Origin of the sequence: Paucibacter sp. XJ19-41 (assembly GCF_028462495.1) — a bacterium.
Classification (GTDB): domain Bacteria; phylum Pseudomonadota; class Gammaproteobacteria; order Burkholderiales; family Burkholderiaceae_C; genus Roseateles_E.
In genome coordinates this window covers 41,552-52,891 of sequence record NZ_JAQOWX010000026.1, presented here as the reverse complement: position 1 = coordinate 52,891, position 11,340 = coordinate 41,552, and the positions used below count along the sequence as shown (strand labels likewise).

The 11,340-nt window shown below is 68.3% G+C and carries 10 protein-coding genes; 9 read left to right on the top strand and 1 reads right to left on the bottom strand.

The genetic code is table 11. The annotated features are described in order from the left end of the window. The 6 genes from PO768_RS09380 to PO768_RS09355 all read left to right on the top strand — a co-directional run. The coding region (locus PO768_RS09380; RefSeq protein ID WP_272645844.1) for a S8 family serine peptidase at positions 1-1,465 on the top strand (1,465 nt) is incomplete at its 5' end. 29 nt (positions 1,466-1,494) lie between these two features. After that, entirely contained in the window at positions 1,495-3,114 is a 1,620-nt protein-coding gene (locus PO768_RS09375; RefSeq protein ID WP_442953205.1) for a PhoX family protein, read from the top strand. Continuing rightward, complete coding sequence (locus PO768_RS09370; protein ID WP_272645842.1) at positions 3,048-3,914, top strand: PhoX family protein; 867 nt, start codon at positions 3,048-3,050, stop codon at positions 3,912-3,914. The genes PO768_RS09375 and PO768_RS09370 overlap by 67 nt, the downstream gene beginning before the upstream one ends. 24 nt (positions 3,915-3,938) lie before the next feature. Next, positions 3,939-4,640 (top strand): PEP-CTERM sorting domain-containing protein, encoded by a 702-nt coding sequence (locus tag PO768_RS09365; protein ID WP_272645841.1) that lies wholly within the window; start codon positions 3,939-3,941, stop codon positions 4,638-4,640. Between the two features lie 180 nt (positions 4,641-4,820). Continuing rightward, complete coding sequence (locus PO768_RS09360; RefSeq protein ID WP_272645840.1) at positions 4,821-6,062, top strand: DNA cytosine methyltransferase; 1,242 nt, start codon at positions 4,821-4,823, stop codon at positions 6,060-6,062. After that, the gene (locus PO768_RS09355; RefSeq protein WP_272645839.1) at positions 6,059-6,733 is read left to right on the top strand and encodes an Eco29kI family restriction endonuclease; all 675 of its coding nucleotides are present in this window, start codon (positions 6,059-6,061) and stop codon (positions 6,731-6,733) included. Before PO768_RS09360 ends, PO768_RS09355 begins: the two co-directional genes overlap by 4 nt. A gap of 11 nt (positions 6,734-6,744) precedes the next feature. On the opposite strand, the gene tgt is transcribed toward PO768_RS09355, so the two are convergent. Continuing rightward, complete coding sequence (gene tgt, locus PO768_RS09350) at positions 6,745-7,872, bottom strand: tRNA guanosine(34) transglycosylase Tgt (protein ID WP_272645838.1); 1,128 nt, start codon at positions 7,870-7,872, stop codon at positions 6,745-6,747. A 74-nt stretch (positions 7,873-7,946) separates the two neighbouring features. Between tgt and PO768_RS09345 the strand changes: the two genes are divergently transcribed. The 3 genes from PO768_RS09345 to PO768_RS09335 all read left to right on the top strand — a co-directional run bounded on the left by PO768_RS09345 (position 7,947) and on the right by PO768_RS09335 (position 11,314). Next, a complete protein-coding gene (locus tag PO768_RS09345; protein WP_272645837.1) occupies positions 7,947-8,720 on the top strand; it encodes a substrate-binding periplasmic protein in 774 nt (257 codons plus the stop codon). Between the two features lie 36 nt (positions 8,721-8,756). Further along, positions 8,757-9,353, top strand: a complete 597-nt coding sequence (locus tag PO768_RS09340; RefSeq protein WP_272645836.1) for an IMPACT family protein — start codon at positions 8,757-8,759, stop codon at positions 9,351-9,353. Between the two features lie 146 nt (positions 9,354-9,499). Then, positions 9,500-11,314 carry a DEAD/DEAH box helicase gene (locus PO768_RS09335; RefSeq protein ID WP_272645845.1) on the top strand — a complete coding sequence of 605 codons (1,815 nt, stop codon included), beginning with the start codon at positions 9,500-9,502 and terminating at the stop codon, positions 11,312-11,314. Positions 11,315-11,340 lie beyond the last annotated feature (26 nt).

Sequence of the window (11,340 nt, the reverse complement as noted above, 5' to 3'; positions counted from 1 at the left end):
GGCGGTGCCCAACGACACGCTGTTCGCCAGCGAGCAGTGGTGGCTGGGCGAGCCTGCGGCGGCCGGCAGCGCCGGCCTGGCGGGCTTCCCCAAGGCCTGGGACATCAGCAAGGGCAGCACCGACCCGGTGATCGCGGTGCTGGACTCGGGCATGACCGCGCATCCGGATCTGCAGGCCAACACCCTGCCCGGCTACAACTTCGTCAGCAAGGCCGAGTACGCCAACAACGGCGTCGGCCGCAGCAACAGCGCCGACGATCCGGGCGACGCACTGACCCAGGCCGAGTTCAATGCCAACCCGGCGCTGTGGGACGGCTGCATCGTCAACCCGAAAAGCAGCTGGCACGGCACCCTGGTGGCCGGCCAGCTCGGCGCGGTGAGCAACAACGCCGCCGGCGTGGCCGGCATCAACTGGAACGCCCGCATCCTGCCGGTGCGGGTGTCGGGCAAATGCGGTGCCGCCGTGCCCGATATGGTGGACGGCATGCGCTGGGCCGCCGGCCTGCCGGTGGCGGGCGTGCCGGCCAACCCGACCCCGGCCAAGATCCTGGTGATCGGCTTCGCCGGCCTGTACTCCTGCAATGTCAACGATGCCAACGCCGATGTGGCCGCCGCCGCCAAGCTCTACAGCGACACCATTACCGAGCTGCGCAGCCGGGGCGTGATGATCGTCGCGGCGGCCGGCAATCTGCGCAGCGCGGTGGGCCGGCCGGCCAACTGCGCGGGCGTGTTCGGCGTGGCGGCGGTCAACCGCCAGGGCTTCAAGGCCTTCTACTCGAACTTCGGCAGCGAGATCCAGCTGGCCACCACCGGCGGCGACGCCGACAGCGGCAAGACCTGCGACAGCCTGCTGGCCGACAGCGGCATCGCCTCGACCACCAACAAGGGCACGACCGCCGCCGGCGACTGGGGCTATGGCGCCGTCAGCGGCAGCAGCTTTGCCGCGCCCCAGGTGGCCGGCACGGCCGCGCTGATGTGGGCCGCCAATCCGGCACTGACCCTGGCCCAGGTCGAGGCCGGCCTGAAGATCAGCGCTCGCCCGCATGCCGTGGCCGCCGCGCTAGGCGCCTGCAGCGCCGCCAATCCAAGCCGCTGCAGCTGCAGCACCAGCAGCTGCGGCGCCGGCCTGCTCGACGCCGAGCAGGCGCTGCGCTACGCCCAGGCACCGGCCAGCTACACCGCCCCGACCCGCACGCCGGCCAGCCTCAGCGGCGCCGCACTGGACAGCTGCGGCGCGCTGCAAGGCAGCAAGCCGATCCCGGAGCCCACACCTACCCCGACGCCGACGCCCACACCGACGCCAACCCCCACGCCGACACCGACGCCCACGCCGCCCCCCTCACCCGAGGGGGGTGGTGGCGGTGGCGGCGCCAGCTCGCCACTGTGGCTGCTGGCGCTGTCGCTGAGCCTGCCGGCCCTGGGGCTGGCGCGTCGTCGCCGCGAGAAGGCTGCAGGCAAGCCCTGAGCCTGCAGCCCCGCCGGCCGGCTCAAGCCATGAGCCGAACGGCTCTACCTCGTCACGGGCGCGTCGCCCTGGCCTCGCATAGTGAGTTGTTACAGGCCGCGTTGGGCGGCCCGACACCCCCACCTACCAGGCAGGAGCTACGCATGAAGGGCATCAACCATCCGCGCAACGACGAGACGCTCAACCCGTCCGGCAATGCTTCCATCCACGACGTCATCGACGCGGTCGACGACAGCCGCCGTCTGTTCGTCAAGGGCTCGGTCAGCGCCACCGCGCTGAGCGCGGCCGGCGGCCTGACGCTGTCGGGCCTGACCGCCACGGTGCAGGCCGCGCCGGTGGCACCGGGCCTGGGCTTCCCGGGCATCGGCTTCGAGAGCGTGCCCGCCAGCGTGGCACCGGTGGCCGACCGCGTCACCGTGCCGGCCGGCTACAGCGCCGAGCTGTTCGTTGCCTGGGGCGACGCCATCGCGGCCGGCGGCCCGGCCTTCGCGCCCGATGCCAGCAACACCGCCGCCGACCAGGAGCGCCAGTACGGCGAGCACACCGACGGCATGGCCTTCATGCCTTTCGCCGGTGCCGATGGCAAGCCGGTCAGCGACCGCGGCCTGCTGTGCGCCAACAACGAGTACACCCATGAGGAGATCCTGACACCGATGGGTGTGCCGGGCGCCAGCATCGAGCATGTGCGCAAGTCGCAGGCCGCCCATGGCGTCTCCATCCTGGAAGCACGCCGCCGCAACGGCCGCTGGATGGTGGTGAAGAACTCGCCCTACGGTCGCCGCCTGACCGCCAACAGCAAGATGCGCGTCTCCGGCCCGGCCGCCGGCCATGTGCTGCTGCAGTCCAACGAGTACCTGATCAAGCCGACCGAGACCGTGCCGACCGGCAAGACCAGCGACGGCCGCATGGTCTACGGCACGATCAACAACTGCGCCCATGGCATCACGCCCTGGGGCACCTATCTGACCTGCGAAGAGAATTTCAACGGCAACTTCGGCACCGCCGGCACGATGCCCGCCGGCGAGCAGGCCGTGATCAACAACCGCTACGGCGTGACCGCCAGCGGCTTCGGCTATGCCTGGGACAAGCAGGATCCGCGCTTCGATCTGGCGCTGAACCCCAAGGAGCCCAACCTGTTCGGCTGGGTGGTCGAGATCGACCCCTACGACCCGAAGAGCGTGCCGGTCAAGCGCACCGCGCTGGGCCGCTTCAAGCATGAGAGCGCCCAGTACGTGGTCGACAAGAACGGCCATCTGGCCGTCTACATGGGCGACGACGAGCGCAACGAGTACATCTACAAATTCGTCAGCGCCGGCAAGTACGACCCGAAGAATCGCGCGGCCAACCGCAATCTGCTGGACCAGGGCGTGCTCTATGTGGCCCGCTTTGACGCCACGCTGCGCGGCCAGTGGCTCGCGCTGCTGCCGGGCACCATCGGCCTCAACGGCATGGCACTGCGCGACAACCCGCATTTCCAGGGTGCCGACGATGCCGAGGTGCAGGCCAAGATCCTGATCAAGACCCGCATGGCGGCCGACGCGGTCGGCGCGACGATGATGGACCGCCCNTCGGCCTCAACGGCATGGCACTGCGCGACAACCCGCATTTCCAGGGTGCCGACGATGCCGAGGTGCAGGCCAAGATCCTGATCAAGACCCGCATGGCGGCCGACGCGGTCGGCGCGACGATGATGGACCGCCCCGAGTGGACCGGCGCCCGCCCGCGCATCGGCGGCTTCCAGAAGGTCGAGATCTACTGCACGCTGACCAATAACAACCGCCGCGGCAGCTCGGCCATCCCGAGCAGCAACGCGGCCGATGGCAGCACCGCCGCCGGCTCGGCCCGCCCGGCCACGGATGCCGCCAACCCGCGCGCCAACAACCTCTACGGCCACATCATCCGCTGGACCGAGGACGGCGACAGCGTGATGGCCACCGGCTTCGACTGGAACCTGTTCGTGCAGAACGGCGACAGCAAGACCGCCAAGACGGCGCACCCGTCCGGCACCAACGACTACAAGGGCAATATCGTCGACGACCCGCAGGGCAGCGCCGACTACGGTGCGCCGGACGGCCTGTGGTTCGATCAATTCGGCCGCCTCTGGGTGCAGACCGACCAGGCCGGCAATGCCGCCGGTGACTGGGTCAATATCGGTGCCAACTGCATGGTCTGCGTCGACCCCAACAGCGGCACCACCCGCCGCTTCCTGACCGCCCCGCCGAATGCCGAGGTCACCGGTGTGACCATGACGCCGGACGGCAAGACGATGTTTGTCGGCATCCAGCATCCGGGCGAGGACTCGCCGGCCAGCAACCCCGAGCTCTACTCGCGCTGGCCCGCCAGCCAGTGGGGCCTGGCCTCGGACGGCGTCACCCCGCTGCCTTTCGGCCGCCCGCGCTCGGGCGTGGTCGTGATCACCAAGAACGACGGCGGCGTCGTCGGTTCCTGATTCCAGCTTTCAAGGAGAACTCTCATGCAACAACGCACCACCCTGGCGCTGGCCGCCGCAGCACTGGCCCTGCTGGCCCAGCTGCCTGCCCATGCCGCCTCCGTGACCAGCGATGCCGGCTTTGTCGGCGCCAAGGTCATCACCTTCAACGGCTATGACGGCCTGATCGGTACCGGCCCCGAGGATGTCGGCGCCGAAGTCGGCGAGTCCGTGCTGTTCACCTCGGCGCCCTTCACCGAGCTCGGTGCCAATGCCCGCGAGCTCGGCGAGAACGGCCTGTGGGGCGCCCGCGGCAACCCGGTCGACGGTCTGGTCGACACACCCACCGGCAATGGCAACTTTGTCGCCAGCGGCTTCATCGGCAACAGCGGCGAGCTGGGCTTTCGCTTCGGCAGCGGCATGGCCGGCGTCGGTGCCTATCTGAACCAGTTCCAGATCGACGGTGTCAGCAACAGCTTCACCCTGCTGGCCTACGGCCAGAGCGGCAATGTGCTGGAAACGACCACCGTGTCGATCGACACCGATGCATACGGCTACAACGAAGGCAGCTTCCTCGGCTTCCAGCGCGCCAGCGCCGACATCTACGGTTTCGGCATCGCCGGCAACGGCATCGTGCTGGATAATCTGACCTTCACCACCGCCGTGCCCGAGCCCGAGAGCTATGCGCTGCTGCTGGCCGGCCTGGGTGTCGTGGGCCTGCTGGTGCGCCGCCGCCGCGCCGACTGAGAAATCTCGCAAGCAATAGAGGCTCCGGGGGTTCGCCCCCGGGGCTTTTTTCGTTTCAGCGACCGAGGCGCCAGGCCCGGCGCAGCCGCCGCTTGACTTGCGCGATGCCCGCCTCGATCTGCCGCAACAGCGGCCGGCATAATCGGGGCCCAAAATGGCCGCCCCCGAGGAGTGAAGTCCGTGTCCCTGTCATCGATCGAGTTGTTTGCCGGTGCCGGCGGGCTGGCCATGGGCGTGGCCCTGGCCGGTTTTCGCAGCCGGGCCATCGTCGAGTGGGACCGCTGGGCTTGCGACACCGTGCGCCAGAACCAGGAGCGCGGCCATCCGCTGGTGAAGGACTGGCCCTTGTTCGAGGGCGATGTGCGGCACTGGATCCGCGACTTCGATGCCGGCTCGCTGGAAGGCCGGCTCGACCTGATCGCCGGCGGACCGCCTTGCCAGCCCTTCTCGATGGGCGGCAAGCATCAGGCTTTCAACGATGCCCGCGATATGTTCCCGGCCACCGTGGACATCATCCGCCGCCTCAAGCCGCGCGCCTTCATTGTTGAGAACGTCAAGGGCCTGACACGCGCGGCCTTCCACAACTATTTCCAGTACATCCAGCTGCAGCTGGAGTTTCCCGAGCTGCAGCGCAAGCCGGATGAAAGCTGGGCCGACCATCACAAGCGCCTGCAGGCCTTCAAGACCAGCAAGCGGCGCGGCGGCACAGGCCTGAGCTATCAGCTGGTCACGACCCTGGTGAACGCCGCGAACTACGGGGTGCCGCAAAAGCGCGAGCGGGTCTTCATCGTCGGCTTCCGGCGCGACCTGGATGTGCGCTGGTCCTTCCCGCACGAGACCCATTCGCTGGACGCGCTGCTGCACGATCAGTGGGTCAGCGGGGAGTATTGGGAGCGGCACGGCGTCGCTGCCAAGCACCGGCCCGAGCTGTCCAAGCCCCATGCCGCCGTGGCAGCGCGCCTGCGCGGCCTGGGCCTGCCGCCAACGCGGCTGCCCTGGCTGAGCGTGCGGGACGCCCTGCGCGGCCTGGCCGAGCCCCGCGAGACCGAGGGCACGAGCTTCTTCAACCACCGCCTGCAGCTCGGCGCGCGCAGCTATCCCGGCCATACCGGCAGCCCGCTGGATCTGCCGGCCAAAACCCTGAAGGCCGGCGACCACGGCGTGCCCGGCGGCGAGAACATGATGGTGCGCACCGATGGCTCGGTGCGCTACTTCAGCATCCGCGAGTCGGCCCGGCTGCAGACCTTCCCGGACGGCTATCTGCTGCACGGCTCATGGAGCGAGGCGATGCGCCAGCTCGGCAATGCGGTACCGGTCTTGCTGGGCCAGGTGGTGGCCGCCAGCGTGGCCACGCATCTGCTCGAAGCCGACCAGCGGCAGATGGCCCTGTGCAGCCTGGATCTGACGGGTCAGCCGGCATGAGCGACGCCATCCCCTACAACCCGCTGGACAAGAAGAACCTCGGCGCCAGCGTGGCCGAGGCCTTGCTGGGGCGCAAGCCCCGGCCCCTGGGCGAGCTGATCGCCTTTCATGGCGCGGGCATCTATGCGATCTATTACCGGGGCAAGGCACCGGCCTATGAGCGCCTGGCTCACCGCAACCACGGTGACGACCCGCAGGCGCCGATCTATGTCGGCAAGGCCATTCCCGAGGGTGCGCGCAAGGGCGGCATCGGTATCGAGGGCGTCAAGACCCGCGCGCTCTACAAGCGGCTGAGCGAGCATGCCGACAGCATCCGCGCCACACCCAGCCTGGACATCGCCGACTTCGTCTGCCGTTATCTGGTGGTGGACGATATCTGGATACCGCTGGGCGAATCGCTGCTGATCGCCAAGTTCACACCGATCTGGAACAGCCTGATCGACGGTTTCGGCAACCACGATCCCGGCAAGGGCCGCTACCAGGGCATGCGCCCGCGCTGGGACGTGCTGCACCCGGGCCGCAGTTGGGCCGAGAAATGCGGCCCGCGCCAGGAGACGGCCGAGCAGATCGAGCGTGAGGTGCGCTCACACCTGGAGCTGACCCAGCCGCCGGCGCATACGCACTTCTATGCCGAGCAAAAGCGCGGGGAATACCGGGTCGAGCCCGGCTGAGCGCTGAGGTCTCACACCCCGCGCGCCCTGTCCTCGGCGAACTTCTTCTGGAAGCCCGCGAAGTTGCCCGCGTCCAGCGACTCGCGCACTTCCTTCATCAGGTTCAGGTAGTAGTGCAGGTTGTGCACGCTGGTCAGCATCGGGCCCAGCATCTCGCCGCAGCGGTCCAGATGGTGCAGATAGGCACGGCTGAAGTTGGCGCAGCAGTAGCAGGAGCAGGTCGCGTCGACCGGGGCGGCGTCGGTCTTGTAGCGGGCGTTGCGCAGGCGCAGGTCGCCGAAGCGGGTGAACAGATGGCCGTTGCGCGCATTGCGGGTGGGCATCACGCAGTCGAACATATCGATGCCCTGGCTGACGCCCTCGACCAGATCCTCGGGCGTGCCCACGCCCATCAGATAGCGCGGCTTCTGGGCGGGCAGCTGATGGCCGATATGGGCCAGCACGCGCTGCATATCGGCCTTCGGCTCGCCGACCGACAGGCCGCCGATCGCATAGCCGGGCAGGTCCAGCGCGGCCAGGCCGGCCAGCGATTCATCGCGCAGGCCTTCGAACATGCCGCCCTGCACGATGCCGAACAGCGCGTTCGGGTTCTCCAGCTTGGCGAACTCATCCTGGCAGCGCTTGGCCCAGCGCAGGCTCATCTCCATGCTCTTGCGGGCTTCCAGCTCGGTGGTGATGTGGCCCTTGCTCTCATAGGGCGTGCACTCGTCGAACTGCATCACGATGTCGCTGTTCAGAATCGTCTGGATCTGCATCGAGATCTCGGGCGTCAGGAACAGCTTGTCGCCATTGACCGGCGAGGCGAACTTGACGCCCTCCTCGCTGATCTTGCGCATCTCGCCCAGGCTCCAGACCTGGAAGCCGCCGCTGTCGGTCAGGATGGGCTTGTGCCAGCTCTCGAACTGATGCAGGCCACCGAACTGCTTCATGATGTCCAGGCCCGGCCGCATCCACAGATGGAAGGTGTTGCCGAGGATGATTTGCGCGCCCATCTCTTCGAGCGAGCGCGGCATCACGCCCTTCACCGTGCCATAGGTGCCCACCGGCATGAAGATGGGGGTTTGCACCACACCATGGTTGAGGGTGAGCGTGCCGCGGCGGGCGCGGCCTTCGGTCTTGAGCAGGTCGAACTTCAGCATGATGGGGCGATTGTCGCAGCACGGGCGCGGGCCTAGACTGCCAGCCAGGGAGTCGGCCCAACGAGACCAGACCTATGCGAACCCTGTTCCTGGCGATGACGCTGCTGCTGGCCCTGCCCTCGGTGCTGGCCTGCGGCCCTTACACCCTGGGCTTCTACGAGTACGGCGCGCTGTACTACCGCGGCGAGAACGGTCGCTGGGAGGGGCTGGACAAGGATCTGGTCGAGGAGCTGGCGCGGCGCAGCGGCTGCCGCTTCGAGACGCGGCTCGAATCCCGGGTGCGCATCTGGGCCCAGCTGGCCGAGGGCCAGCTCGACGCCACCGTCTCGGCCATGCCCACGCCCGAGCGCGAGCGCCTGGTCGAGTTCCTGCCCTATATCGAGTCGCGCCAGTATGTGCTGCTGCAGCCCGAGCTGGCCGCCCGGCTGGGCAGCACTGCGGCCTTCTCGGCCGATGCCGGGCGCAAGCTGCTGGTGGTGCGCGGCTATGTGCACACGCCGAGCCTGCAGGCCTGGGTCGACACGCTGCGCACCCAGGGGCGCGTCGTCGAGGCGCCGGACCAGCCCAGCGCGATGCGCGCCTTCAAGGCCCAGCGCGCCGACGCGATGATTCTGGGCGCCAACAGCCTGGCCGCCGCGCGCCGCAACGACCGCGCCTTCGCCGCGTTTGCCGCCCTGCCCTATGCGCCGCAGGAGCACACGGTCGGCGCCTTGGCCTTGTCGCGCGAGCGCGTCTCGGCGGCCGACCGCGCGCTGCTGCGCCAGACCCTGCTGGAGATGCAGCGCGACGGCAGCCTGGCCGCGCTCAAGCGCCGCCATCTGGGCGAGCTGCTGGCCGGCAAGCCCTGATCGATCGCCGAACGGACGGGCGGGGACAATGCCGCCATGCCCTCCAGCCTCGCCCACCCCGTCGATAGCGAACTGATCATCAAGAAGAGCCGCTTCATCGGCAGGGTCGAGCCCTGTGCGGACCGGGCACTGGCGCTGGCCAAGGTCGCAGAACTTCGTGAACTGCACCCGGGTGCCGTTCACGTCTGCTGGGCCCTGCTGGCCGGCGGCCAGAGCGCCGCCAACGACGACGGCGAACCCGGCGGCACCGCCGGGCGGCCGATGCTGGAGGTGCTGCGCCACCAGGACCTGGACGGCGTGCTGGCCACCGTGGTGCGCTACTGGGGCGGGGTCAAGCTGGGCGCCGGCGGCCTCGTGCGGGCCTATACCGATGCGGTTGCGCAGGCCCTGCTGAAGGCCGACAAGGTGCCGCTGCTCAAGCTGAAAACGCTGCGCTGCACCCTGCCCTATGCGATGGAAGGCCTGCTGCGCCGCGAGCTCGAGGCCGCCGGCGCGCAGTTGCTGGAGATGCGCCATGGCAGCCAGGTGGAGCTGCAGTTCAGCCTGGCCGAGGACGCGGCGGCGGCACTGGTCGCGCGGCTGGGTGAATCGGGCCAGGGCCGCATCGGCTGGCTGAGTGCCCTCGAGCCCTGAGCGAGTGAGCATTGCTCCCGCTCTCCGGGTCGCGCCACGATGCAGCGAGGCGGCGCCACTTCCATAATCGCCGCAAACCACAGAACTCAGGGACGGGACCTCAAGTGGCAACTCTCATACCAGCAATGAGCAGCTGCGCCTCGCGCATGACCGGCGGCGAGCGCCGACTGGCCGAGCGCCTCGAAGCCAAGCTCGACGAAGACTACCTGCTCTGGTACGACGTGCCTATGGGTCCGCGCAATGCTCATCCCGACTTCTGCGTCATGCATCCGCGTCGCGGCATCCTGGTGCTGGAGGTCAAGGACTGGCGACTGAGCACCCTGCTCAACGTGGACAAGCAGACCTGGGAAATCCTGGCCGACGGCCAGCCCAAACGCGTGATCAATCCACTGGAACAGGCACGCCAGTACGCCCACCAAGTCGTGAACGCGTTGGAAGCGGACCCGCAACTGGTGCACACGGAAGGCTCGCACAAGGCCAAGCTCGCTTTCCCCTGGAGCTATGGCGTGGTGTTCCCCAACATCAGCCGCAAGCAGTTCGAGGAGGCCGAGTTGCAGCATGCTATCGAGCCCCATCGCGTGATCTGCCAGGACGAGATGCTGGAGTCGGTCGACCCCGAAACCCTGCAAAGTCGCCTGTGGGGCATGTTCCCCTACCTGATGCGCGGTGTGATGAGCCTGCCACAGCGCGACCGGGTGCGCTGGATCATGTTTCCTCAGGTGCGGGTTCAGTCCCAGCAGTCATTGCTGTTCGACACGGCGGGTGATGCCGAATCCGATCTGCCCAGCATCATGCGCGTGATGGACATTCAGCAGGAGCAGCTGGCCCGATCGCTGGGCGAGGGACACCGCGTCATCCACGGTGTCGCCGGCTCGGGCAAGACCATGATTCTGGGCTACCGCGCCGAGGTGCTGGCCCGCGCCAGCGGCCCCGGCAGCAAGCCCATCCTGGTGCTGTGCTTCAACGAGCCGCTGGCGGTCAAGCTGGCGAGCACAATGGCCGCCAAAGGACTGGATGGGCGGGTCCATGTGCGGCACTTCCACAAGTGGTGCCGCGACCAGTTGGTGGCCTTCGGTCAAACCCTGCCGGCCCAGATGGGCAGCCAGCAGTATGTGCAGGCCCTGGTCGATGGCGTGATACGCGGCGTCGAGCGCCGGCAGATTCCCGGCGGCCAGTACCAGGCCGTGCTGATCGATGAGGGCCATGACTTCGCGCCCGAATGGCTCAAACTGGTGACGCAGATGGTCGATCCGGCCACCAACAGCCTGCTGCTGCTCTATGACGATGCCCAGAGCATCTACGAGCGTCGGCGCAGCAAACAGTTCAGCTTCAAGAGCGTGGGCATCCAGGCCCAGGGCCGCACCACGGTGCTGAAGATCAACTACCGCAATACGCGGCAGATCCTGCAGATCGCCTCCGCCGTGGCCGCCGACCTGCTGACGCCGGACGACAGCGACGAGGACGGCATTCCGCTGCTGAAGCCGGTCAGCTGCGGACGCGACGGTGAAGCGCCGCTGATCATCCGCCTGCCGACCCTGCGAGAGGAGGCGCAGGCCTTCGCCGACGTCCTGAAGCAGGCCCGCCACGAAGGCCATGCCTGGGGTGATATGGCCGTGCTGTGTGCCGACTGGAAAACCATGGACCTCTGCGCCGCCGCCCTGACGCAGCGCCGGCTGCCGGTCAATGTCCGCAAGCGCACCGGCGACTACAAACCCGATGCCGATGCCATCCAGATCATGACCATGAAGGTCAGCAAGGGCTTGGAGTTTCCGGTCGTGGTCTTGCCCGGCGTCGGTCACATGCCCGCGCCAGAAGAGGACGAGCAGGAGGCCGCCCGGGTGTTCTACGTGGCCGCCACGCGGGCGACGCACAAGCTGATTCTGGGCATGGGCGGCGCTGGCGCGTTCGCCACGCGGCTGGGCGCATCGGCTGAAGACAGCCGTCCGGCGCGGGCCAACTAGAATGCCGGCTTCCCTTCTAGCGCGAG

Coding starts and splice junctions, on each gene's coding strand:
- PO768_RS09355 (WP_272645839.1), top strand. CDS start 6,059: ATGAGCGACGCCATCCCCTACAACCCGCTGGACAAGAAGAACCTCGGC.
- PO768_RS09365 (WP_272645841.1), top strand. CDS start 3,939: ATGCAACAACGCACCACCCTGGCGCTGGCCGCCGCAGCACTGGCCCTG.
- PO768_RS09370 (WP_272645842.1), top strand. CDS start 3,048: ATGGCACTGCGCGACAACCCGCATTTCCAGGGTGCCGACGATGCCGAG.
- PO768_RS09340 (WP_272645836.1), top strand. CDS start 8,757: ATGCCCTCCAGCCTCGCCCACCCCGTCGATAGCGAACTGATCATCAAG.
- PO768_RS09335 (WP_272645845.1), top strand. CDS start 9,500: ATGACCGGCGGCGAGCGCCGACTGGCCGAGCGCCTCGAAGCCAAGCTC.
- PO768_RS09345 (WP_272645837.1), top strand. CDS start 7,947: ATGCGAACCCTGTTCCTGGCGATGACGCTGCTGCTGGCCCTGCCCTCG.
- tgt (WP_272645838.1), bottom strand. CDS start 7,872: ATGCTGAAGTTCGACCTGCTCAAGACCGAAGGCCGCGCCCGCCGCGGC.